Origin of the sequence: Sphingomonas flavida (assembly GCF_036663655.1) — a bacterium.
Lineage (GTDB): Bacteria > Pseudomonadota > Alphaproteobacteria > Sphingomonadales > Sphingomonadaceae > Sphingomonas.
The window spans coordinates 100,125-123,488 of record NZ_JAXOJH010000009.1 but is presented as its reverse complement, the minus strand read 5'-3'; the positions used below and the strand labels follow the sequence as shown (position 1 = coordinate 123,488).

18 protein-coding genes are annotated in these 23,364 nt (G+C 67.7%); 12 read left to right on the top strand and 6 right to left on the bottom strand.

The window, feature by feature from the left end:
* Window positions 1–63: 63 nt before the first annotated feature.
* Window positions 64–765: an OmpW/AlkL family protein gene (locus U1703_RS11825; protein ID WP_332785851.1), complete on the bottom strand. Its 702-nt coding sequence runs from the start codon at window positions 763–765 to the stop codon at window positions 64–66.
* A 128-nt stretch (window positions 766–893) separates the two neighbouring features.
* Between U1703_RS11825 and U1703_RS11820 the strand changes: the two genes are divergently transcribed.
* Together U1703_RS11820 and U1703_RS11815 are read left to right on the top strand one after the other, a co-directional pair.
* Window positions 894–2,216, top strand: coding sequence for a radical SAM protein (locus tag U1703_RS11820; protein ID WP_332785894.1), 1,323 nt, complete (start codon window positions 894–896; stop codon window positions 2,214–2,216).
* Entirely contained in the window at window positions 2,206–2,895 is a 690-nt protein-coding gene (locus tag U1703_RS11815) for a Crp/Fnr family transcriptional regulator (protein ID WP_332785850.1), read from the top strand. Before U1703_RS11820 ends, U1703_RS11815 begins: the two co-directional genes overlap by 11 nt.
* Here U1703_RS11815 and U1703_RS11810 read toward each other — a convergent pair.
* Window positions 2,833–4,473: an amino acid ABC transporter ATP-binding/permease protein gene (locus U1703_RS11810; protein WP_332785849.1), complete on the bottom strand. Its 1,641-nt coding sequence runs from the start codon at window positions 4,471–4,473 to the stop codon at window positions 2,833–2,835. The two genes, U1703_RS11815 and U1703_RS11810, sit on opposite strands and share 63 nt — an antisense overlap.
* A complete protein-coding gene (cydD, locus tag U1703_RS11805) occupies window positions 4,470–6,101 on the bottom strand; it encodes a thiol reductant ABC exporter subunit CydD (RefSeq protein WP_332785848.1) in 1,632 nt (543 codons plus the stop codon). The genes U1703_RS11810 and cydD overlap by 4 nt, the downstream gene beginning before the upstream one ends.
* Window positions 6,102–6,225: 124 nt before the next feature.
* Between cydD and U1703_RS11800 the strand changes: the two genes are divergently transcribed.
* The 4 genes from U1703_RS11800 to U1703_RS11785 are packed head-to-tail and all read left to right on the top strand — an operon-like array spanning window position 6,226 to window position 9,846.
* Complete coding sequence (locus U1703_RS11800; RefSeq protein WP_332785847.1) at window positions 6,226–7,794, top strand: cytochrome ubiquinol oxidase subunit I; 1,569 nt, start codon at window positions 6,226–6,228, stop codon at window positions 7,792–7,794.
* Between the two features lie 13 nt (window positions 7,795–7,807).
* The gene (gene cydB, locus U1703_RS11795; protein WP_332785846.1) at window positions 7,808–8,947 is read left to right on the top strand and encodes a cytochrome d ubiquinol oxidase subunit II; all 1,140 of its coding nucleotides are present in this window, start codon (window positions 7,808–7,810) and stop codon (window positions 8,945–8,947) included.
* Window positions 8,948–8,961: 14 nt separating this feature from the next.
* Complete coding sequence (cydX, locus tag U1703_RS11790; protein WP_332785845.1) at window positions 8,962–9,078, top strand: cytochrome bd-I oxidase subunit CydX; 117 nt, start codon at window positions 8,962–8,964, stop codon at window positions 9,076–9,078.
* A 57-nt stretch (window positions 9,079–9,135) separates the two neighbouring features.
* On the top strand, window positions 9,136–9,846 hold the full coding sequence (locus U1703_RS11785; RefSeq protein WP_332785844.1) for a Crp/Fnr family transcriptional regulator: 711 nt from the start codon (window positions 9,136–9,138) through the stop codon (window positions 9,844–9,846).
* Window positions 9,847–9,850: 4 nt separating this feature from the next.
* Here U1703_RS11785 and U1703_RS11780 read toward each other — a convergent pair whose 3' ends face one another.
* Entirely contained in the window at window positions 9,851–10,387 is a 537-nt protein-coding gene (locus U1703_RS11780) for a hypothetical protein (protein WP_332785843.1), read from the bottom strand.
* Between the two features lie 84 nt (window positions 10,388–10,471).
* Complete coding sequence (locus U1703_RS11775) at window positions 10,472–11,551, bottom strand: sigma-54-dependent Fis family transcriptional regulator (protein WP_332785842.1); 1,080 nt, start codon at window positions 11,549–11,551, stop codon at window positions 10,472–10,474.
* 159 nt (window positions 11,552–11,710) lie between these two features.
* Here U1703_RS11775 and adh point away from each other — a divergent pair, with 159 nt between their 5' ends.
* Window positions 11,711–13,222, top strand: coding sequence for an aldehyde dehydrogenase (gene adh / locus U1703_RS11770; protein ID WP_332785841.1), 1,512 nt, complete (start codon window positions 11,711–11,713; stop codon window positions 13,220–13,222).
* A gap of 69 nt (window positions 13,223–13,291) precedes the next feature.
* Window positions 13,292–14,326 (top strand): alcohol dehydrogenase AdhP, encoded by a 1,035-nt coding sequence (gene adhP / locus U1703_RS11765; protein WP_332785840.1) that lies wholly within the window; start codon window positions 13,292–13,294, stop codon window positions 14,324–14,326.
* A 179-nt stretch (window positions 14,327–14,505) separates the two neighbouring features.
* Here adhP and U1703_RS11760 read toward each other — a convergent pair whose 3' ends face one another.
* Window positions 14,506–17,034 (bottom strand): TonB-dependent receptor, encoded by a 2,529-nt coding sequence (locus tag U1703_RS11760; RefSeq protein WP_332785839.1) that lies wholly within the window; start codon window positions 17,032–17,034, stop codon window positions 14,506–14,508.
* A 120-nt stretch (window positions 17,035–17,154) separates the two neighbouring features.
* On the opposite strand from U1703_RS11760, the gene U1703_RS11755 reads away from it, so the two are divergent.
* The 4 genes from U1703_RS11755 (at window position 17,155) to U1703_RS11740 (ending at window position 23,279) form a co-directional block, all read left to right on the top strand.
* Window positions 17,155–17,877, top strand: a complete 723-nt coding sequence (locus U1703_RS11755; protein ID WP_332785893.1) for a response regulator — start codon at window positions 17,155–17,157, stop codon at window positions 17,875–17,877.
* A complete protein-coding gene (locus U1703_RS11750) occupies window positions 17,874–19,247 on the top strand; it encodes a sensor histidine kinase (protein WP_332785838.1) in 1,374 nt (457 codons plus the stop codon). The genes U1703_RS11755 and U1703_RS11750 overlap by 4 nt, the downstream gene beginning before the upstream one ends.
* Before the next feature lie 193 nt (window positions 19,248–19,440).
* On the top strand, window positions 19,441–20,946 hold the full coding sequence (locus U1703_RS11745) for an ATPase domain-containing protein (RefSeq protein ID WP_332785837.1): 1,506 nt from the start codon (window positions 19,441–19,443) through the stop codon (window positions 20,944–20,946).
* A gap of 71 nt (window positions 20,947–21,017) precedes the next feature.
* Window positions 21,018–23,279, top strand: coding sequence for a hybrid sensor histidine kinase/response regulator (locus U1703_RS11740; protein WP_332785892.1), 2,262 nt, complete (start codon window positions 21,018–21,020; stop codon window positions 23,277–23,279).
* The last annotated feature ends 85 nt before the right edge of the window (window positions 23,280–23,364 follow it).

The following is a 23,364-nucleotide window of genomic DNA, read 5'->3' as shown; positions in this document are numbered from 1 at the left end:
ACCTGACCTTTCCTCGTCACCATTTGCACGGGAGCAGCGGCTTTTCGATCCGATCGCCTGCCTCTACAGGCGCACTCCCAAACCGATCCCGAACACCAGCGGGTCCAGCGATACGTTGACCCGCTGGCGCCCCAGCGCCGCCGTGTCGAGGCGGGCGTTGGTGTCGATATCGATGTACTTGACGTCGAGGTTCAGGAAGACCCGACGGGTAATGTCGACATCGATGCCCGCCTGCGCCGCCCAGCCTATGCTATCCTTGAGGTGTACCCTGGTCGGCCCCACCGCCGTCTGCAGCCCGTCCGACGCAGCCTCGTTCCAGAAGATCGTGTAATTCACGCCCGCCCCGACATAGGGGCGGATGTGCTGCGTCGGCGTGAAATGATATTGCACGGTCAACGTCGGTGGCAGGACCCAGGTGGAGGCGAGCTTGCCGATGCTGCCGGTCGTGCCCCGCACCCCGCTGACCGAATGCTTGGTGGTCGAGGCGATCAGTTCGACGCCGATATGGTCGCTTGCCATATAGGTCGCGTCGACCTCCGGCATGACGCTGTCGTCAACCTTCACCGGCTCGCCGGGGAAGCCGGGCAGGATACTGCCCGACCGTTCGTTGGGCGCGACGAGGATGGCGCGGGCGCGGAGCAGTACGTCTCCGCCGCGGACCCCGACCCGAGGGTCGTTCCCCGCGATATCCTGCGCCCATGCCGACGTCCCCATTCCCGTCGCGGCGAGCGCGAGCAGGACGGCGGCGGTTCTGGTAACGGTCATCGCTAGTCTCCTGTTGACGTACAGGAGGTCCGGATAGGAAGTCCCTGGCCACGCCGCCTTGACCATCGACAAGCGCCGGTTTGACGGCGGTCAAAGGCCCGCACGCGGCGTCGGGGCACGACATGGGCATGTGGCCCTATCATCCCGATCTGCTCGCCCGGCCCGTGCCGCGCTACACGAGCTATCCCACCGCCGCCGAGTTCGGCGACCATGTGGGTCATGCCGACATGGCGGCGGCGCTAGACGCGATAGGTGCAGACGAGATCGTGTCACTCTATCTGCACATCCCCTATTGCCGGGCGATCTGCTGGTATTGCGGGTGCAACACCGGGGCGGCCAACCGGACGGCGCGGCTGGATGCCTATCTCGCGCGACTGCATGACGAGATCGATCTGGTCGCCGCCCGGCTGTCGGGGCGCGGAAGGATCGGGCGGATCGCCTTTGGCGGCGGGAGCCCCAATGCGATCCCACCTGCCTCCTTTGCCGCACTGGTCGCCCATCTCCGCACGGCCTTCGCCAGCGACGATGCGATACTGTCGCTGGAGATCGACCCGCGCGGCTTCGACGCGGATTGGGCGGGTGTCATCGCGGACACCGGCGTCGCGCGGGTCAGCCTGGGCGTTCAAACCTTCGACCCGAGCCTTCAGGCTGCGATCGGCCGAGTCCAGCCACGCGACGACATTGTCCGCACCGTCACGCTGCTCCGCGCCGCCGGGGTCGGATCGATCAACATCGACCTGATGTACGGCCTGCCCGGTCAGGACGATGCGGCGCTTGGCGTAACGCTCGACGAGACCATCGCGCTGGCCCCGGAACGGCTGGCGGTGTTCGGCTATGCGCATGTGCCGCACCTCATCCCGCGCCAGCGCCGCATCGACGCGACCGCGCTTCCCGATGCGACGGCACGCTTCGGCCAGGCGGCGCTGGCGCATGACCGGCTGACGCGCGCAGGCTATCGGGCGGTCGGCTTCGATCACTTCGCACGAGAGCATGATCCGCTGGCGCGGGCGGCGGCGAACGGAACGCTGCGCCGCAATTTCCAGGGCTTTACCGACGACCCCGCCGACATCGTGATCGGCCTGGGGGCCAGCGCGATCAGCGCTTTTCCCGATCGGCTGCTCCAGAACTCCAAGAATGCGGGCGCATGGCACCAGGCGATCGCCGCCGGTCGGTTCGCGACCGCGCGCGGCATCCATCGCGGTCCGCTGGACCAACGCCGGGGCCAGGCTATTGCGGCTCTGCTGTGCCACGGCGTCGCCAATCTCGACGTCCTGCCGGAACGGGATGCCATTCGCGCACGGCTTCGTCGTTTCGAGGAGGTGGGGCTGGTCGCCTGGGAGGGCATGCGCCTTCGGCTGGCGACCGACGCCCTGCCCTATGCCCGCAGCATCGCGGCCGCCTTCGACGCCTGGCGCAACGAGGAGGATACGCGCTTCAGCCATGCCGTCTGACCTGCCGCCATGCTGTGCCGCCTGTGCCGCACGGAGCACGGCCCTGTGCGACGGCCTCGACGATAGGACCCTCACCGCGCTCCATCATATCGGGCGCCGCCGTCGGTTGCGCGCGGGGCAGGTATTTGGCTGGATCGGCGATCCTGCAAGCCATTGCGCCAATCTCGTCTCGGGCGTGCTCAAAGTGTCTCGCGTGGAGGCGGACGGCGGCGTCCAGATCGTCGGCCTGCTCTACCCCGGCGATTTCGTCGGCACGTTGTTCGCCGATCGCTCCGCCGATACGATCGCGGCGTTGAGCGATGCCGATCTGTGCGTCTATCCGCGCCGGGCGCTGGAGGAGATGCTGGTCAGCCACCCCGTGGCCGGGCGATTGCTGCTGCGCCGGACGCTGACGACGCTGGGCGAGGTGCGCCGCTGGACGCCGATGCTGGCCCGCGCGCGCGCCGATGCGCGAGTGGCCGCACTGCTGCTAGACATGGCGCGGCGGTGCGGGGTCGACGGCGACGACGTGTTTCGCCTGCCCCTGTCGCGGGGCGCGATGGCGGAGGCGCTGGGGCTGGCGGTCGAAACGGTCAGCCGCCACATGACCGCGTTTCGGCAGGACGGCCTGATCGCGCTATCCGGCCTGCGCGGCGTGCGCCTGATCGACAGGATGCGGCTTGCCCATATCGCGACGTAGGTCATGCGCCGCCCATCGCCACGCGCACAAGGCGGTGAGCACGGGGCAATGGCTGACCAGGATCATCCCCTGCCCGGTCCGCCGGAGCCGGGCATCCAGGCGGCAAGCGACCTCGGCCGCGACTTCGGCGTCCAGTCCCGCCCCCGGTTCGTCGAGCAACAGCCAGGGCGCGTCGGCCAGATAGGCGCGGGCGAGCGACAGCCGCCGTCGCTCACCACCCGACAACCGCGCCCCGTCATCGCCCAGCCATGTGTCGAGCCCATCCGGCAAGGCTCGCACCACCGCCTCCAATGCCGCATCGCCCAGCGCCTGCCACAGGCGATCCTCGCTTGCGTGAGGATCGGCCATCCGCAGATTGTCGCGAACCCTCCCCGCCATCAGCGCGGCATCCTGCGGCGCCCAGGCAAAGGTCGCGCGCAGGATCGCGGGCGCGAGATCGGCGGCATCCCGGCCGTCGATGCCGACCCTGCCGGGCCGCAGCGGACGCAGCCCCAGCAGCCCCTCGACCAGCGTCGTCTTGCCACAGCCCGATGGCCCGGTCAGCGCGATCCGGCTTCCCGGCATGAACCGGTCGCCATGAATGACGAGGATCGACTGGCCGCGCGATCCGATGGCCGGCGGCGCGTCCGTCGCCGCGTCGAACACCCCGTCCAGCCGCGCCTCCGCCTCGCAAAGGCGTCCGCTCTCGGTCAACGCCCGCAGGACGGGGGCGATGCCGTCGACGGTCATCGCCGCCGCTAGGGCCGCAAGCGCGACGATCGGTGCGCCGGCGTCAGACGACAGCATCAGGGCCGAAGCCGCCGCCAGGGCCACGCCGATCGCATGCAACGCCTCGAACCACGCAGCCACTGCGGCCTGCCGGACCTGCGCTTCGGACAGCCGGTCGCCCGTCGCTGCGACGCGCGCCGCCGCCCATTCCTCCAGCGCGAAGCAGCGCAACTCCGCCGCCGCGCCGCCGAGCATCGCCAGCTCCTCACGCAGCACGCCGGTCGCCTGTTGCACCGCGCGTCCCGGCTGTTCCAATCGACGTGCGCCATGGCGCGCCAGAGCCCATGTCCCTGCGGCACAGGCCAGCGTCGCCACCATCGCCCACCATCCCCCGAGCAGCGTCAAACCCGCCCCCGACATCACCGCCCCGATGACGCCCCACGGCCCCGACAGGCGAACGAAGCGCCATTCCACCGCATCGACATCGCCGATCAGACGCGCCGTCGCCTCGCCCCGTCCCAGCGCCAATGCGACCGATGGCGGCGCGGCGGTGATCGCGCGGTAAAGCGCAGGCCTCAGCCGGGCGAGCGCGCCAAAGGCTGCGCCATGGCTCGCCAACCGCTCACCATAGCGCGCGCCGGTCCGCACGATCGCCAGCAGGCGGATCGCGGCCGAGGGCAGCATGTAGTTGAACGCCTGTGCCGCGACGATCCCCGCCCCGCCCGCCAAGGCCGCGGCGCTCAGGAACCAGCCCGACAAGGCAAGCAGCAATATGGAGGCGATCGCCACCAGTGCGGCACATACGCCCGCCTGCCGCAGGCGACGCCCCTCCCTCCTGCGTTCGGTGGCGATCAGGCGATGAAGCGTCATGCGGCCGGTCCCAGATGAACGATGCGCGTCGCGATGGCGGCGAGCGCCGGGCTGTGGGTGGCGATCAGCGTCGTGCGCCCTTTCGCCGCGCGGGCGATCGTCGCGATCAGCGCGGTTTCGGCACCCGCGTCGAGATGCGCGGTCGGCTCGTCGAGCAGCAGGAACGGTGCGGGGTTCAGGAGGGCGCGGGCCAATGCGATCCGTCGCCGCTCCCCCCCCGACAGGCCGCTTCCCCGCGCGTCCAACACCGCGTCCAGCCCGCCCGGGCGTCGGTCGAGCATCGGCGTCAGCCCCGCCGCCGCGACCACGCGCCGGACCGCCAGGTCATCCGCCTGGGGGTGGGCCAGCAACAGATTTTCGCGGATCGTGCCCGCGATCAGCAAGGGATGCTGGCCCACCCAACTCGCCTGGCCCGCCAGGGTGGTGAGCGGGACACCCCCCGCCTCGACCGTTCCCGCCGATCGCGGCGCGAGGCCCAGCAGCAGATGCAGCACGCTCGTCTTGCCGCTGCCGGACGGACCCAGCAGCGCCACCGTCTCGCCCGCCTCGACACAGAAGGACAGGCCGGAGACGGCGGGCGCGTCGCTGCCGGGATAATGGATCGTCACATCCCGCAAGCTCAGGGGCGCCGCCGCCACGACCGGAACCGCCCGCACCGGCTCGACCAGCGGCATCAGCGTGTCGGCGGCCGTCTCGGCACCTTGCTTGTCATGATAGGCGGCGGCCAGGCGGCGCATCGGCCCATAGAATTCGGGCGCGAGGGCCAGCACGAAGAAGGCACGGCCCAGGGTCAGCGTCTCGGGAGCCGCAAAGGGCAGCAGGCCGAGCAGCGAAAAGCCGCAATAGACCGCGACCAGCGCGACCGATAGCGCCGCGAAGAACTCCAGCGCGGCCGATGACAGGAAAGCGACCCGCAACACGCGCATCGTACGCTCGGCCAGTTCCTGCGCCACCGCGCCGATCGCATCGGTTTCGCGCTCTTCGGCGCGGAAGGCCAGCACGACGGGCAGGCCGCGCACCCGGTCGGCGAAACGGGCGGACAGGCGGTGCAGGGCGATGAATTGCCGCCGCGACTCGTCCGCCGCCGCGCCACCCGCCAGGATCATCGCCGCCACGAAGGGCAGCAAGGTCGCCGCCAGGATGACGGCCGCGACCCAACTGGCGCAGGCCGTCGCCACAACAACCAGCAACTGCGCGATGGCGGCGGCGCGGCGCGCGGGCAGGAAGCGCGCGACATAACCATCCAGCGCCTCGGCCGCGTCCACCGCCTGCATCGCCAACAGACCGCTGTCGATCGGTGTGCCCGCCTGCCGATGGAGCGTGGCCGCGACGACCCGCCGCCGTTGCGCGCGCTTGACCGTGCCCGCCCGCGCGGCCCCCTGTCGCGCGGCCAGCATCGCGAACGACCCGCGCAAGGCCCCCATGCCGACCATCAACAAAGCCCAGGGCCACACCGCCCCCTGCCCCGCCACCGCCGCCACGGCGCCCGCAATCCCGGCCGCAAAGCCGATCGCGGCCAGTGTATCGAGCAGCAACAGGCCGACCGCCCCGTCACGGCCCCCGGCCACGTCCTTCAACCAGCGGTTTCGCATCCGGGCGGCCGGGGCGCTTTGGGCGATCGTCGTCATGGCCCGACCGTCGCCGCGACCGGCCGACCCGTCTTTGACCGCGGTCAATGTCGGCACAGAACCGCAAGCCTAGCGAGTCGGCCAGCAAGGGGCCGGGGGGCGGCTCCTGTTTTGGAGACATGCCATGGACCCCGGGGTCGTCGACCTGTCACGGCTGCAATTCGCCGCCACCGCACTGTATCACTTCCTGTTCGTGCCGCTGACGCTCGGCCTGTCGATGATGCTGGTCATCATGGAGTCGGTCTATGTCATGACCAACCGCCCGGTGTGGCGGGTGACCACGCGCTTCTGGGGCAAGATCTTCGGCATCAACTTCGTGCTGGGCGTCGCCACGGGCCTGACCATGGAGTTCCAGTTCGGCACCAACTGGTCCTATTTCTCGCATTATGTCGGCGACATCTTCGGTGCGCCGCTGGCGATCGAAGGGCTGATGGCCTTCTTCCTGGAGGCGACGTTCGTCGGGCTGATGTTCTTCGGCTGGGACCGCCTGTCGAAGCTGGGGCATCTGATCGTCACCTTCATGGTGGCGCTGGGCACCAATTTGTCGGCGCTATGGATCCTGATCGCCAATGGCTGGATGCAGAATCCGGTCGGGGCGAGCTTCAATCCCGATACGATGCGCATGGAAGTGGGCGACTTCGGCGCGGTGCTGTTCAATCCGGTGGCGCAGGCCAAGTTCGTCCACACCGTCAGCGCTGGCTATGTCTGCGCCTCGGTCGTGGTGCTGGGCGTGTCGGCCTTTTGGTTGCTCAAGGGCCGCTTCCTGCCGGTCGCGCGCCGGTCGATGACGGTGGCGGCGGCGTTCGGCCTCGCCTCCTCGCTGTCGGTCGTCGTGCTGGGCGACGAGAGCGGCTATGCGCTGACCGACAACCAGAAGATGAAGCTCGCCGCGATCGAGGCGGTCTGGCACACCGAACCCGGCCCCTCCGGCCTGACGCTGTTCGGCTATCCCGACACCGTCGCGCGCGAGACGCGCTACAAGGTCGAGATACCCTGGCTGCTCGGCCTGATCGCGACGCGCAGCCTGGACGGCACGGTCGCGGGCATGTCCGAACTGGTGCTGAAGGCGCAGGAACGGATCGCCTCGGGCGTCATCGCCTATGACGCGGTCCAGCAGTTGAAGGCGAACCCGACCGACCCGGTCCAGCGCGCCCGGTTCGAGGCGCACAAGCGGGACCTGGGCTATGCGCTGCTGCTCAAGCGGCAAATGGCCGACCCGCGCGCCGCCAGCCCCAAGCAGATCGAGGCGGCGGCATGGGATACGGTGCCCGATGTCGGCCTGCTCTTCTGGAGCTTCCGCATCATGGCGGCGATCGGCTTTGCGATGATTGCGCTGTTCGCGACCGCCTTCGTCCTGTGTTCGCTCAGGATGCACATGGACGCGCGATGGTTCCTCCGCCTCGCGGTGGCGGCGATCCCGCTGCCATGGATCGCGATCGAGCTGGGCTGGCTCGTCGCCGAACTGGGGCGTCAGCCCTGGGCAATCGAGGGCGTGCTGCCGACCTTCCTCGCGACCAGTTCGCTGTCACGCGGGGCGTTGTGGACCACGCTGGCAGGCTTCACTGCGCTTTATGGTGCGCTGGCCGTGATCGAGGTGCGGCTGATCCTCGCCGCCATCGCGCATGGGCCGGAGGAACGGGAGGGCAGGCTCGCCCCGGATCCCATCCCCGCCGCCATTCCCGTCACCGCCTGAAGGAAACCAGGACATGTTCGATTATGAGATGTTGCGCCTGATCTGGTGGGCGCTGCTGGGCGTGCTGCTGATCGGCTTTGCGCTGACCGACGGGTTCGACCTGGGGGTCGCCGCCCTCCTGCCCTTCGTCGCGCGCAGCGATGCCGAGCGGCGGATGGTCATCAACTCCATCGGGCCGACCTGGGAGGGAAACCAGGTCTGGTTCATCCTGGGCGGCGGCGCGATCTTCGCGGCCTGGCCGTTCGTCTATGCGGTCAGCTTTTCCGGCTTCTACCTGGCGATGTTCCTGGTGCTCGCCGCGCTGATCCTGCGGCCGGTGGGGTTCAAATATCGCTCGAAGAAGCCGGACCCGGCATGGCGTTCGCGTTGGGACTGGGCCTTGTTCGTCGGCGGCATCGTTCCGGCGCTGGTGTTCGGCGTGGCGGTCGGCAATGTCCTGCTGGGCGCGCCCTTCCGCCTCGACGGCGATCTGCGCGCCTTTTACGACGGCACGCTGCTGGGGCTGTTCACCCCCTTCACGCTGCTCTGCGGGCTGTTGTCGGTGGCGATGCTGGTGCTGCACGGCGCGGCGTGGCTGTCGATCAAGGTCGAGCATGGCGCCGTGCATGACCGGGCACGCGCGTTCGGGACGGTGGCGGCGATGGCGGCGATCCTGCTCTTCGCGGGTGGCTTGGCGTTCGTCGCCTGGGGCGACATGGGCTACCAGGTGGTCGGGACGGTCGATCCGCTGGGACCGTCCAATCCGCTGCGTATGACGGCTGAGCGGGCGAGCGGCGCATGGCTGGCCAACTATGCCACCCATCCGTGGATGATGGCGCTGCCTGTCATCGGCTTTGTCGGGCCCGCCCTGGCGCTGGTCGGCATCAGGAACGGACGCGAAGCCGTCGCCTTTGCAGGATCGTCGCTCGCCGCCACCGGCATCATCGCCACGGTCGGCTGTTCAATGTTTCCCTTCATCCTGCCGTCGAGCATCGACGCGCACAGCAGCCTGACGGTGTGGAACGCCTCGTCCACGCAAAAGACGCTGGGCATCATGCTGTTCGTCACCATCGTCTTCCTGCCGACCGTGCTCGCCTACACCGCCTGGGCGTACCGGGTGATGTTCGGTCGCGTGACGGCCGAGGCGGTGCGCACCAACCCCGATTTCTACTGAGAAAGGAACGACCCATGTGGTATTTTTCCTGGGTTCTCGGCCTCGGCCTGGCCATCGGCTTCGGTATCCTCAACGGCATGTGGCACGAATTCCACCTCCCGCAGGAAGACGACGTGTCGCCGCCGCGCTGACAGATAGGACAATCGGTCCGACGACAGGGGATCATGGCCACGCTATAAGACAAGGCCATGATCCCGAACGACGTTTGTGCCGACTGCGCGGTGCGCGACCGGGCCCTGTGCGGCAGCCTCGACGACCGTGAACTGATGGCACTCAATTCCATCGGTCAGCGTCGCCATGTCGCACGCGGCCAGACCATCGCCTGGGCGGGCGACGAGGCGGTCATTTGCGGCAACCTGTTGTCCGGCGTGTTGAAACTGGTCGCCTCCACCGCCGACGGGCGCGAACAGACGGTCGGCCTGCTCTATCCGGCGGACTTTTTCGGGCAGCCCTATGCGGGCGATGTCGACTTCACGCTGACCGCGCTGACCGATGCCGAACTCTGCGTCTTCCCACGCGCCGCCTTCGAGCGGGTGCTGGAAGATCACCAGCGCATGGAGCGCCTGCTACTCCGACGGACCTTCGAGTCGCTCAACGAAGCGCGTGGGCGAATGCTGGTGCTGGCGCGCAAATCGGCCGGGGAGAAAGTCGCGGGCTTCCTGCTCGACATGGCGGCGCGCGCGGGCTCCAGCGGATGCCGGGCCAGCCCCGACGGGCCGGTGACGTTCGACCTGCCGCTGACCCGCGGGCAGATCGCCGACGTGCTGGGCATGACGATCGAGACGGTCAGCCGCCAGCTGACCCGAATGAAGCAGAGCGGCGTCATCGGCCTGCCCGGCGGCCGCGCCATCACGATCAGCGACCCCGACGCGCTGGCCGCGCGTGCCGAGGCGGCCTGAAGGGTCAGGCCGCGACGCCGTCCGCCAGCGCATCGACCAGCAACGCGCGCGCCTCCGGGGTCAATCGATGCCCCGCCAGCGCGATGATGGTCAGGCCTTCGAAATCGACCGCGCGGCGGCACGCGGTGAAGAAGCTCCGCAGCATATAGCCCAGCGTTTCGGGGGTCGCGAACGCATCCCCCTCGTCAAGGGCGGCGATCAGCTCGCGGGCAGCGGCACCATCGGCCATGTGCCGATGGCGGACATGGTCGATCAGCGTCCAGGCCAGCGGGTCTTCGTGCCCGTTGAGCAGCATGGCCGCCAGGTAATCGCCATCGGCACGCTCGCCCTTCGTCACCAATTCCCGCAATGCCGTCAGGAATGCCGCCATTATCGGCTTGGCAGGACGGTCGGGCAGGCCATCCGCGATCGCCTCCGCCTGGGTGGCGAGGGCCAGCCGGTCGCGATGCTCCTGCATCAGGCGGATCAGGTCGATTTCGTGGATGACGTGCCAGCGACGCGCGAACGGCACGACGCTGCCTTGAAGCGGGTTGCGGTCCATCGCGCAGGGTCTCCTTCGCCGCCCTCGTGACGCGAAGGAGCGTCGACGACATTGACGATGGTCAAAATGCCGGTGGCTGGCCGTTCAGTGCCGACGCGCGAGATGCCGGTGAATGGTGCTGCGGTGGACGCCCAGTTGCCGCGCCGCCGCCGTGATATTGCCGCCGTAGGCCGCCAGTGCCGCGTCGATCGCCTCCGCCCGGTCGTCGGCCAGCGGACGCGCGACCGCCAGTTCGATGCCGCCACCCCGAGCGTCCGCATCCCAGCCGCCGATCAGCGTCGCGCCGTTGGCCAGCGTCAGACGCCCTCGCGCCGCTTCTCCGCGCATATCGAGCACCTCGCCCAGCGCGGTATCGTCCAGCGCCTCCCAGCTCCGCCCGACCAGCGACAAGCCGCGACGGTTGGCCGCGACCAGCCGGTCGTCGCGGAAGACCAATATCCCCTCGCGCGCGGTGCCCAGCATCGCCGCATCGTCGTGCATCCGCAGCACCTGGCAATCGGTGAAGCCAGAGCGGAACAGCCGGTGCTCGATCTGGTCGACCGCCAGCCGGATCAGGCCCAGCGCATGGCCGTGCCCACCGGCGAACGGGCCCGAAATGTCGAGCGCCCCGACGATCGCACCGCGCGGGTCGAGGATCGGGGTCGCCGCGCAACTCAGCACCGCATGTTCGGCGAAGAAATGCTCCGGGCCGTAAACCGCGATCGGACGACGCTCGGCGATGGCGGTGCCGATCGCATTGGTGCCGGTACTCGCCTCGGTCCAGGACATGCCGGGGCGCAGCGCCACCTGCGCCGCGCGCGACAGGAAGCCGGTGTCGCCGATACTGTCGAGGATCATGCCGTCCGCATCGGCCAGGATCACGACGCTGCCCGTCTCCCGCGCCTCCCCCGCCAGCATCTCCAGTTCGGGACGACACAGGCGGCGCAGTGTCTCGCGCCGCTGGCGAAGCGCGTGGAGTTCACTTTCGGTCAGCGGATCGCCGTCCCGCCGCCGACCCTGCGCCAGGCCCATATCGGTGCAGCGCAGCCAGGAGCGCAGCACCGGCTGGCGCACGCTTTCCAGCGGCAACTGCCCCTCGTCGAAATAGGCGCGTCGCCCCTGCTCTATTCCGGCGCCGTCCATCGCCGCATCCTTCTCCGCCACATCCTTCTCGGAGTGTCGCATATTGCGACACCGGCGCGTATCGCGCGTCGCGCCGTGCGACACATGCTACGCCTCCCGCGAAGAAAGTCCATCGTCGGCTACGCGCTTCGTCGCGGACCGGCTTGTCCCCGGTGGGACACAGGCAGACCTTTTGTTCAGACAAGACGAAGGAGAGGTTCCATGACGATCCAGGACGCCATCAAAGCCCGCACCGCGCCGTTCAAACAGCGTTACGCCAACTTCATCGGCGGTCGCTGGGTCGATCCGGTCGACGGTCGCTGGTTCGACAACCGATCGCCGATCGACGGACAGGTCATCTGCCAGGTCGCACGCAGCCAGGCCGCCGATGTCGAACTCGCGCTCGACGCCGCGCACAAGGCCAAGGACGGCTGGGGCCGCACCAGCGTCGCCGAGCGCGCGCTGATCCTCCACCGCATCGCCGACCGGATGGAGGAGAACCTGTCGCTCCTCGCCACCGCCGAAACCTGGGACAATGGCAAGCCGATCCGCGAGACGACCGCCGCCGACCTGCCGCTCGCCATCGACCATTTCCGCTATTTCGCCGGATGCATCCGCGCGCAGGAAGGCGGCATCTCGGAGATCGACCACGACACCGTCGCCTATCACTTCCACGAACCGCTGGGCGTGGTGGGACAGATCATCCCGTGGAACTTCCCACTGCTGATGGCCTGCTGGAAACTCGCGCCCGCGCTGGCGGCAGGAAATTGCGTGGTGCTGAAACCCGCCGAGCAGACCCCCGCCTCGATCCTGGTGCTGGCCGAACTGATCGGCGACCTGCTGCCCGAGGGCGTGCTGAACATCGTCAACGGATATGGCGTGGAGGCGGGCAAGCCGCTGGCGCAGAGCCCGCGCATCGCCAAGATCGCCTTCACTGGCGAGACGACGACGGGGCAGCTGATCATGTCCTATGCCTCGGAAAACCTGATCCCCGTCACGCTGGAGCTGGGGGGCAAGAGCCCCAACATCTTCTTTTCCGATGTCGCGGCGGCGGACGACGACTATTTCGACAAGGCGATCGAGGGTTTCGCCATGTTCGCGCTCAACCAGGGCGAGGTCTGCACCTGTCCCAGCCGCGCGCTGGTGCACGAATCCATCTATGACCGCTTCATGGAAAAGGCGGTCGCGCGGGTCGAGGCGATGATCCAGGGCGATCCGCTCGACCCCGCCACCATGGTCGGCGCGCAGGCCTCGCAGGAGCAGATGGACAAGATCCTCGGCTATCTCGACATCGGCCGCGACGAAGGGGCCAAGGTGCTGACCGGCGGCACCCGCAATCGGCCGGAGGGACTGGAGGGCTACTACGTCAAGCCGACCGTGCTCAGCGGCAACAACAAGATGCGCGTGTTCCAGGAGGAGATTTTCGGCCCCGTCGTCTCGGTCGCGACCTTCAAGGACGATGAGGAGGCGCTGCGCATCGCCAACGACACGCTCTACGGCCTGGGTGCGGGCGTGTGGACCCGCGACGGCACCCGTGCCTATCGCATGGGCCGCGCGATCCAGGCGGGGCGCGTGTGGACCAACTGCTACCACGCCTATCCCGCCCATGCGGCGTTCGGCGGCTACAAGCGGTCGGGCATCGGGCGCGAGACGCACCGGATGATGCTGGATCACTATCAGCAGACCAAGAACCTGCTCGTCAGCTATTCGGCCAAGAAGCTCGGCTTCTTTTGATCCCGGTCAAAGCGGGGACGGTCGATCACGCCCATCCCCGCTCCATCATCATCCGACAGGAGAAGATCCATGGCAAAAACCATGAAGGCCGCCGTCGTCCGCGAATTCGGCGCCCCGCTCACCATCGATGAAGTCCCCGTGCCGGAGGTCGGCGACGGCCTGATCCAGGTCGCGATCCAGGCGTCGGGCGTCTGCCACACCGACCTCCACGCCGCCGAGGGCGACTGGCCGGTCAAGCCCAACCCGCCCTTCATTCCGGGGCATGAGGGCGTCGGCTATGTCTCGGCGGTCGGCAAGGGCGTGAAGCATATCAAGGAAGGCGACCGGGTCGGCGTGCCGTGGCTCTATACCGCCTGCGGCCACTGCGTGCATTGCCTGGGCGGCTGGGAGACCCTGTGCGAGAGCCAGCTCAACACCGGCTATTCGGTCAATGGCGGCTTTGCCGATTATGTGATCGCCGATCCGAACTTCGTCGGCCACCTCCCCGCCAATATCGGCTTCACCGAGATCGCGCCCGTGCTGTGCGCCGGGGTCACGGTCTATAAGGGGCTGAAGATGACCGATACCAAGCCGGGTGATACGGTGGTCATCTCCGGCATCGGCGGTCTTGGCCATATGGCCGTGCAATATGCCGTCGCCATGGGGCTGAACGTCGCCGCGGTCGACGTCGACGACACCAAGCTGGACCTCGCCCGTCGACTGGGCGCGAAGGTCACGGTCAACGCCCGGACCGAAGCGGATCCGGCAGCGGCGATCAAGCGCGAGACCGGCGGCGGTGCGCAAGGCGCCCTCGTCACCGCGGTCAGCGAAAGGGCCTTCGCGCAGGCCGTCGGCATGATGGCGCGCGGCGGCACGGTGGCGCTGAACGGCCTGCCGCCCGGCGACTTTCCGCTCAACATCTTCGGGCTGGTGCTGAACGGCATCACGGTCCGCGGGTCGATCGTCGGCACCCGGCTCGACCTGCAGGAATCGCTCGACTTCGCCGCCGACGGCAAGGTGAAGGCGACCGTCTCCACCGCACCGCTGGCCGAGGTCAATCAGGTGTTCGACCGGATGCGAAAAGGTCAGATCGAGGGTCGTATCGTCCTCGACCTCGCCGCCTGATAACGGCGCGGGCGGCGGCTTTGGCCCCGCCCGTCGCACGGGGCATGACCATGTCCGGTCGCATGGCCTGACCAATCGAGCGACGCCGCTTTCTACCAGACAAGCGCGACGGGAATGATCGGCGCGACATCTGTTGCGGATCCGCGCGATATGATCGACCGCCACCCCTCGACCGATGCCTAAAAGACCTTCCGCAAATTGAAGCTGATGGTCCGCCCCAGCGGATCGAGATAGGCGGGCTGGTAGCTGAGCGGTGTCGTGCCGGTTCGGTCGCGAACGCGTGGCCGTATGTTGAACAGGTTGGTGACGCCCAGCGTGGCACGCATCCCCTTCACCCATCCGGGTGCTGCGGAACCGCCGAAGCGATCGGCAAGGTTGGCGAACACATTGAGGTTGACCGTTGCGAGACCGGCGAAGTGCAAATCGTCGCCGGCGCCGCAAATCTCGGTCCCGCTCCGCCATGTGGCCGCGACACGGGCCCCCAGGCCGCGCTTGAACGCTCCAGCCTGAAGCTCGACCTCGTGACGACGTCGGCCCCCACCGAAGTTGACCGCACCGCCGTTCAACAGATCGAGTGCGGGAAGTCCGCCGCGCAAGGTGATCGCATCCTCCAGATACCAGTTGTGATACAGGCTGACGAACACCCGGCTTGTCATATTGGCGGCGCTTCTCGCCATCGCGCTCCCAGGCTCGGCCTTGGTGAAGACGGCACCCGGCAATGCCCGCCGGGCTTCCGCTTCGCTGGCGAACACCCTTGTCCGAATGTTCTGCAAGCCCGGAGGCACCGGCCCCAATGGCCTGGTGAAGTTGATGCCCCAACGCACCTGCTGCTGACGAGCCTCCGCGAAATTGAGTGGCCGTGCATCGATCCGCTGGAGTCGCCCTTGGTCATCGCGTGAGAAGCGATCCGGGAAGGCCATCTCGATTTGCGGCGTCACGATGGGAAAGGCGGCGATCGGATCGTCGATGCGTGTGGCGACATAGTCGAGACTGAGGGTCAGGTCGGTACGGGCAAGGGGGTGGACATTAAGCCCCAGCCGGACGACGTGACGATCATCGGCGCGCAGGGCCGCATTGCCGCCGGAAACGCGCGTGACGTCGACCACCTCGCCCCGTCCGATATCCAACGTCCGGACATTGGGGGTGACCAGCAACGGCGCGCCGAGCTGCTCCAGCGTCGGCGCGCCCTGTTCGTCGGTAACGGAGGCAATGAAGCCCACCGCGTCGACCGGCGACCAGGCAAGACCATAGCCGAAGGTCCGCAAACCGCCCGCATCGGACAACTGCTCGACCGCGAGGTTCATATTGGCGGAAAGCTTGCCGATAGGAGATACCCCCCTGTCGGTGCGGCCCAGAAGCGGCAGGTCGATGCTGACCTGCGCCGCCGCACGATCGCGGGATAGAGTCGATCGACTGGCAAGGCCGACCCGCTGCGATCGGCCGTCAAAGTCGCGAGCATCGACACCGGCGCGCACACTTGCCGACAACGGCCCGGCAGGCAATTCCATGATCGGGCCGGTCAGCAGCAGGTCGGCATTGACCAGCCTATCGGTCGACCGGGCCAGATCGCGCCCGTCAGTTTCGTCGACGCGATCGGTAAGCACCTTGGTGAGGGTATGGTCGTAATTGCCGGTGAACGTCCATAGCCATCGGCCTTGCCTGCCGCCCAGCGTGGTGCCCAGATGCCCGACGCGCCGGTCGCTATCGCGGCGCAGTGGACCATCCTCGCCAAGCCCGAGCAAACTCTCGCTGCCAGTCACCTCGAAGCGGGCGTTCAGCGTCGCCGATACGTCACCCAGGACATGGCCGCTGACCAACCCGTTGATCGAGGCTTGTTCGCTTTTCGGCAACAGCGTTCGGAACTGCCCGAGCTCCGGCGAACCGGAAAACTGCCGTACATCCCGGTCGCTCTCCAACAGCGACGCGGTGCGATTGTATGTCGCCCCCAGACCGATACGGGTATCCGAACGAAGTCGAAGATAGTCGACATTGCCCACACCCGTGTCGCCTGCACCGTCGGTCGGTGCGAAATAACCGACCTGCCCAACCCGAGAGGTGAAACGCTCGTACGTCACCACGTTCACGACCTTCTGGTCGGCCCGATAGCCGTATTTGAGCGCCAGTTCCTCCGGGAACACCTCCATTCGCTCGATCGCCTCGGTGGGTATCCGCGCGATCTCGGAAAAGTCCGACACGCGCCGACCATTGAGCAACGTGACCGGGCCGCCATCCCCGCGCCCACGGTTGCTCGCCACCTGCGGGCCGATCGCTTCCAGCAGCGCGCCGATATTGTCGGCACCATAGGCCCTGATATCGAGCGGGCTGAACGTCCGCTCCGGCGGAAGATCGCCGACCACCGCACCGCGTGGCGTTTGTCCGGTCACGACGATGTCGCTTGTGTCCGTGCCAACACCGGCGGCCCCCGACGCCCTTTTCAGAAGCGCCGGGTTCTTGCGGAACTGCTCTTCGAGCCGCCGCTGGATTTCGGGGGGCAAGGGTTTCCCGTCGACACCACGGAACTCCATCCGGGGTGCGGCATCCTTGGACGGAAGCGGCGCATCGGTCGGCGTGTCCGTCCGGCTTGGCGGGGCCGGAACCTGGATTGGCGGAGGAGACGCGGCAGCCTCCCCTGACGTCTGCTGTGCGTGAAGCCCGCCCCAGGCCACCCCCGCCAGCAATCCCGCCACGACCTTATGCCCTACCTTCATGCCATTTCCCCCGACCATTCGTCAGGATGGCGTTCAAGCGGAGAAGGGTAGCGTGGTGATGGCCGTTCGGTAGCGGGCGATGATACGCAAATGCTACATGACCTTGGTAGAGCCATGTCCATGGAAGCCGATACCATAGCAGCCAGCACGATCCTTATCGTCGACGACGATGCCAGCATCCGAGATGCGCTCGCCGATTTCCTGGGCGGGCATGGCTATGCGGTCCGCGCCGTGGGCAACGCGGCGGCGTGCGAGCGGGAACTGTTGCGTGCGACGGCCGACCTGATCGTGCTGGACGTGATGATGCCAGGCGAGGACGGACTTTCCCTGTGCCGCCGTCTTGCGCCCGCCGGCACGCCGATCCTGATGCTCAGCGCGCTCGACGCCGTGACCGACCGCATCGTCGGGCTGGAGGTCGGCGCCTGGGACTATCTGACCAAACCGTTCGAGCCGCGCGAATTGCTGGCGCGGGTGCGTGCGCTTCTGCGCCGCCCCGGAGTGGAACGGGTCGACAGCGAGCGCACGAACGGCGGGATGGCTTTCGCCGGATGGTGGTTCGACATCGAACAACGACGGTTGCGCGACCCCGCCGGGCACCTCCTCTCGCTCAGCGAGGGCGAACATGCGCTTCTTGCCGCCTTTGTCCGGCGGCCGGGGCGGATTCTGACCCGCGATGCCCTCCTCGACCTGGCGCGTGGCTTGGACACGGCATCCTATGACCGAGCTATCGACATCGCCGTCAGCCGCCTGCGCCGCAAGCTTGCCGAGGCGCATCCTGCCCCGCTGATCGAGACGGTGCGCGGCGTCGGATATCGTTTCCTGCCATCGGTCCATCCGGCATGAAGCGCGCGCCCAGCGCGCTGGTGTCGATCGGCGGCTTCGGCATCGCCGTTGCGACGTTGAGCGTCGCGACCACGGCGACGATCGTCATCCTCGCGCCCCAGCCACCGGTGCAACGGATCAGCGTGGGGGAAGCGGTCGCGGCATTGCGGGCGCCCAAGCCGGGTTTCGAGCGTCGCCTAGTCGCCGGGCCCCCGCACGGCGCACGCCTGATGATGCTGGAAGGACTGATCGCAGCCGAACTGGGTCGCCAAACCAAGGATGTACAGGTGACATGGCCGGGCAGGACAGAACGGATCGGCGTGCATGTCGAGAAGGCAACCGTCAGCACGATGCTGCCCCCCGGTGCCAGGGCTCTTCCACCCTCGTTCGTCTTGCTGCGACGGGCGCGCGGCCGTTTCGAGATGGTCCCGCCCGGTGCCGCCAGCGGTGCGGTCCGCAAGGCGCTGATCGACTTGCCGATGACCGGCTTCACAACAAGCGTCCGCCAGTCGGATGGCCGATGGCTGAGCGTGGAGCCGGCCCGACCGTTTCTCGGTGGGTGGCAGCGCAACATCCTGATCGCACTGGCCGTCAGCCTGTTGCTGCTCGCGCCTATCGCATGGTTCTTCGCCAGACGGCTTACCCGCCCGTTTCGCGCGCTTGCCGGTGCGCTCGACGACGACACCGTGGAGGCGGTTCCGCAGGAGGGGCCGCGTGAACTGCGCGATGCGGCCGCGGCGATTGGCGCGATGCGCAACCGGCTGGCCATCGAGGCGACCGAACGCGCACGGATGCTGACCGCGATCGCCCACGACCTGCGCACCCCGTTGACCGGTCTGCGCCTGCGGATCGAAGCGACACCCGAGCCGCAGCGCGCGCGCATGGTCGCCGATATTGAGCGGATGCAGGCGATGATCGGCGAGGTGCTTGCGTTTGCGCGGGAAGCCGCGACACCGGCGGACGTGCTGGACGTTCGACCGCTGCTCGCGGCGATCGTCGAGGAGATGGCTCGGGACAAGGCAGCAGTCCGGCTCCTGCCGGGTGACGATGCCCAGATCCTGGTGGCCGAACCCGCATTTCGCCGAGCGGTCGAAAATCTGGTGCGCAACGCGATTGATTATGCGGGGGGTGGCACGATTGCGGTGCGCAACGACGACGCCACCATTGCCATTTCGATCGCGGACGACGGCCCCGGCATCCCTGCGGCGGACCGTGAACGCCTGTTGCGGCCGTTCGAGCGCGGCGACGCCTCTCGCAACCGCGACACCGGCGGTGTGGGCCTCGGCCTTAGCATCGTCCGCGATTTCGTGGCCCGGCATCGCGGTGAGTTCACATTGGCCGATGCTCCGGGCGGCGGGACGATCGCAACCCTGCGGCTTCCCTCGGCTTGACCTTCCGGCCCCCTCCCGGAGCCTGAATCAGATTGCCCTATCGGCGCATCGCCCTTCTGATGCTGTGATCGATGAACCTACTCGATCCCGACATGTTTCTTGTCTGGATTGCGGATAAGAACGGGCGCAGACCGCCATGATAAGGTACGGGGCCGCAAACGCCGGATCTACGACGGCATCTGGGAGAAATGGATTGCCTTCTTTCGCGACGGACGACGCCCTGACCGGCACGCGTGGACTGGACGATGTGCTCAGGGGCGGACTCGAACGGGCGCGGACCTTCCTGCTGGAGGGGAGCCCGGGCACGGGCAAGACGACCATCGCGCTCCAGTTCCTGATGACCGGCGCGGCGGCGGGCGAGCGGTGCCTGTACGTCACGTTGTCGGAGACCGAGGACGAATTGCGCACCACCGCGACGGCCCATGGCTGGGACCTGACCGGGGTTGAGGTCTATGAACTGATCCCGCCGGAAAACCTGCTCGACGACGACCAGCAGCAGAGCCTGCTCTATTCGTCCGACCTGGAACTGGGCGAGACCACCAAGCGCATCTTCGAGGCGTTCGAGCGGGTGAAGCCCCACCGCCTCGTCATCGACAGCCTGTCCGAGATCCGGCTGCTCGCGCAGAGCTCGCTGCGCTATCGGCGGCAGATCCTGGCGCTCAAACATTATTTCGCCAAGAGCCGGACGACGGTGCTGATGCTCGACGACCTGACCACCGACACCAACGACAAGACGGTGCATTCGGTGGCGCACGGCGTCATCCGGCTGGAAGAGCTCGCCCCCGAATATGGGGCCGAGCGGCGGCGGCTTCGCGTCGTCAAATATCGGGGGCGCCGGTTCCGTGGCGGCTATCACGACACGACGATCGAAACGGGCGGCATCCACGTCTTTCCACGCCTGGTGTCCGCCGAACATCGAACCAGCTTCGACCGCGACGTGCTGACCACCCAGTCCACCGAGCTGAACCAGTTGCTCGGCGGCGGGATCGAGCGCGGGTCGAGCGTGCTGGTGCTGGGCCCGGCGGGCACGGGCAAGAGCTCGATCGCGCTGACCTTCATCCAGACGGCGGTGGCGCGCGGCGAAAGTGCCGCGATGTTCGTGTTCGATGAGGAGGTCGGCCTGCTGATCGAGCGCGCGCTGGGGATCGGCATCGACCTTCAGGCGATGATCGACGACGGCAAGCTGCTGCTGCAACAGGTGGACGCCGCCGAGCTATCGCCCGGCGAATTTTCCTCCCGCGTACGGAGGTCGGTCGAGGAATATGGCGCCAGGACGGTCGTGGTCGACAGCCTCAACGGCTATCAGGCCGCGATGCCGGGTGAGCAGGCGCTGATCCTTCACCTGCACGAGCTGCTGCAATATCTCAATCGCCAGGGCGCAACGACGTTCCTGACGGTCGCGCAGCACGGGCTGGTCGGCGACATGAAGACGCCGGTCGACGTGACCTATCTAGCGGATACGGTGATCCTGCTTCGCTATTTCGAGGCGCTGGGCCGGGTGCGCCGCGCCATTTCGATCGTCAAGAAGCGCACTGGCCCTCACGAAAACACGATCCGCGAATACCGGATCGGCGGCAGAGGGATCACGCTCGGCGAGCCGCTGATCAAATTCCAGGGCGTGCTGCGCGGGGTGCCGACGCTGCATGGGACGAACGATCTGCTGAATGGTGACGATTTTTCGGACGGTGACGGGGCGTGAAGCGGACGACCGTTTCGGAACGTGCCCTGGTCCTGGCACCGCGCGGACGCGATGCGGTATTGGCGAGCGCGATGCTGGCCGAGGCGCATCTCGAAACCGCGATCTGCCCGTCCCTGCCGCATCTGGTCGCCGAACTCGACCAGGGCGCGGCGCTCGTCGTCGTCACCGAGGAAGCGATCGCGACCGCCGACCTGTCCGGCCTGTCGGATTGGCTCGGCAGCCAGGAGGAATGGTCCGACCTGCCGTTCATCCTGCTGACCCGCCATGGCGGCGGGCTGGAGCGCAATCCGGCTGCGGCGCGCCATCTCGAAGTGCTGGGCAACGTCACCTTCCTGGAACGCCCCTTTCATCCGACCACGCTGATCAGCATCGTGCGTTCGGCCGTCCGGGCGCGTCGCCGCCAATATGACGCACGCGCCCGCCTGATCGCGTTGCAGGACAGCGAGGCGCGCTACCGGACGCTGTTCGAGAATATCGAGGTCGGCTTCTGCATCATCGACATGATCTTCGACGAGGCGGGGCATCCGGTCGACTATCGCTTCGTCGAGGCCAATCCCGCCTTCGAGAAACAGGCCGGTTTTGAGCCTGCCGGCCGCCGGATCCGCGAGGTCGTGCCCCATCACGAACAGCATTGGTTCGATTTCTATGGCAGGATCGCGACGACGGGTATCCCTGACCGGGTGGAGGAAGGCTCCGCCGCGTTGAGGCGATGGTGGGATGTCCATGCCTTTCGCGTGGGCGATGCCGCCAGCCGCCGCATCGCGGTGCTGTTCAACGACATCACCGCGCGTCGCAACGTCGAGCTGCGTCTGAAGGAGATGAACGAAACGCTGGAGGCGCAGGTCGCCGCGCGCTCGGCGGAGCGCGACCGGCTGTGGAACCTGTCGCAGGACATGCTCGCCCGCGCCGATTATAGCGGGATGATGTCCGCGGTCAGCCCGGCCTGGAACTGGGTGCTCGGCTGGACCACCGAGGAATTGCTGTCGCGCGGCTATGCCTCATTCATGCACCCCGATGACACGGCCCCCACCCTCGCCGCGATCAAGACCATGGCGCGCACGGCACGGCCGACACGGTTCGAGAACAGGATCGCCACCCGTGACGGCGATTGGAAATGGATCGAGTGGACGGTCGCGCCGGAGCCCGACGGCGTCAATTTCATCGCGGTGGGACGAGACCTGAGCCATGCCAAGGCACGCGAGGCCGAACTCCAGACCGCGCAGGAAGCCCTGCGGCAAAGCCAGAAGATGGAGGCGATGGGCAGCCTGACCGGCGGCGTCGCGCACGACTTCAACAACCTGCTGACCCCGATCGTCGGATCGCTCGACCTGCTGCACCGCAAGGGGCTGGGCTCCGACCGCGAGCGGCGGCTGATCGACGGTGCGCTACAGTCCGCCGAGCGTGCCCGGACCCTCGTCCAGCGCCTGCTGGCGTTCGCCCGTCGCCAGCCGCTTCAGGCGATCGCGGTCGATGTGCCGCTGCTGGTGCAGGGGATGCGCGACTTGATCGGATCGACGCTGGGGCCGACCATCGCCTTGAACCTGGACGCGGCATCCGATCTGCCGCTCGCCAAGGCGGACCCCAACCAGCTGGAAATGGCGCTGCTCAACCTGGCGGTGAATGCGCGCGATGCCATGCCCGAGGGCGGCACGCTGACCATCGCGGTGACGCGCGAGTCCATCCTGGAGCCGCGTCCCGGCCTGGCGCGTGGTCACTATATTCGGGTCAGCGTCGGGGATACCGGCATCGGCATGGACGAGAAGACCCGCGCCCGCGCGGTCGAGCCGTTCTTCTCAACCAAGGGGATCGGCAAGGGGACCGGGCTGGGTCTGTCGATGGTGCACGGACTGGCGGCCCAGCTGGGCGGTGCGCTGACCATCGACAGCGAAGTCGGCCAGGGGACGATCATCGCGCTCTGGCTGCGCGTCGGCAACGACCTGCCCGAGGTCGAGCAGCGTTCGGCCCAGGCGATCGAGCATCACGACGCGCGCGGCGTGGCCCTGCTGGTCGATGACGAGGACCTGGTGCGCATGAGCACCGCACATATGCTGTCCGAATTCGGCTATGACGTGGTCGAGGCGCATTCGGGCGAGGCCGCCCTTCGGATGATCGAGGATGGGCTGGCCCCGAACCTTCTCGTCACCGATCACCTGATGCCGGGGATGACCGGGGCCCAGCTCGTCGAGACGGTAAAGGCGATCCAGCCCGCGCTGCCCGCCCTGATCGTGTCGGGCTATGCGGAAGCCGAGGGCATCGACCCGGCCGTGCCCCGGATCACCAAGCCGTTCCGGAGCAGCGAATTGGCCGAAACGCTCTCCGAAATCGTGAAGTGAGGCCGTAGAGGCAACGACGTCGATCCGTGTCCGCCCTATGCCACCTGCGGGCACCGCAAAGCCTTTGGCGGTCCGCCGGGCAGCG

Excerpts from the sequence above, each read along its gene's own strand:
- U1703_RS11780 (WP_332785843.1), bottom strand. The coding sequence starts at position 10,387 with ATGGACCGCAACCCGCTTCAAGGCAGCGTCGTGCCGTTCGCGCGTCGC.
- U1703_RS11825 (WP_332785851.1), bottom strand. The coding sequence starts at position 765 with ATGACCGTTACCAGAACCGCCGCCGTCCTGCTCGCGCTCGCCGCGACG.
- adhP (WP_332785840.1), top strand. The coding sequence starts at position 13,292 with ATGGCAAAAACCATGAAGGCCGCCGTCGTCCGCGAATTCGGCGCCCCG.
- U1703_RS11785 (WP_332785844.1), top strand. The coding sequence starts at position 9,136 with ATGATCCCGAACGACGTTTGTGCCGACTGCGCGGTGCGCGACCGGGCC.
- cydD (WP_332785848.1), bottom strand. The coding sequence starts at position 6,101 with ATGACGACGATCGCCCAAAGCGCCCCGGCCGCCCGGATGCGAAACCGC.
- U1703_RS11750 (WP_332785838.1), top strand. The coding sequence starts at position 17,874 with ATGAAGCGCGCGCCCAGCGCGCTGGTGTCGATCGGCGGCTTCGGCATC.
- U1703_RS11815 (WP_332785850.1), top strand. The coding sequence starts at position 2,206 with ATGCCGTCTGACCTGCCGCCATGCTGTGCCGCCTGTGCCGCACGGAGC.
- cydX (WP_332785845.1), top strand. The coding sequence starts at position 8,962 with ATGTGGTATTTTTCCTGGGTTCTCGGCCTCGGCCTGGCCATCGGCTTC.
- U1703_RS11740 (WP_332785892.1), top strand. The coding sequence starts at position 21,018 with ATGCTGGCCGAGGCGCATCTCGAAACCGCGATCTGCCCGTCCCTGCCG.
- U1703_RS11775 (WP_332785842.1), bottom strand. The coding sequence starts at position 11,551 with ATGCGACACTCCGAGAAGGATGTGGCGGAGAAGGATGCGGCGATGGAC.
- cydB (WP_332785846.1), top strand. The coding sequence starts at position 7,808 with ATGTTCGATTATGAGATGTTGCGCCTGATCTGGTGGGCGCTGCTGGGC.
- U1703_RS11820 (WP_332785894.1), top strand. The coding sequence starts at position 894 with ATGTGGCCCTATCATCCCGATCTGCTCGCCCGGCCCGTGCCGCGCTAC.
- adh (WP_332785841.1), top strand. The coding sequence starts at position 11,711 with ATGACGATCCAGGACGCCATCAAAGCCCGCACCGCGCCGTTCAAACAG.
- U1703_RS11800 (WP_332785847.1), top strand. The coding sequence starts at position 6,226 with ATGGACCCCGGGGTCGTCGACCTGTCACGGCTGCAATTCGCCGCCACC.
- U1703_RS11810 (WP_332785849.1), bottom strand. The coding sequence starts at position 4,473 with ATGACGCTTCATCGCCTGATCGCCACCGAACGCAGGAGGGAGGGGCGT.
- U1703_RS11760 (WP_332785839.1), bottom strand. The coding sequence starts at position 17,034 with ATGAAGGTAGGGCATAAGGTCGTGGCGGGATTGCTGGCGGGGGTGGCC.
- U1703_RS11755 (WP_332785893.1), top strand. The coding sequence starts at position 17,155 with ATGGAAGCCGATACCATAGCAGCCAGCACGATCCTTATCGTCGACGAC.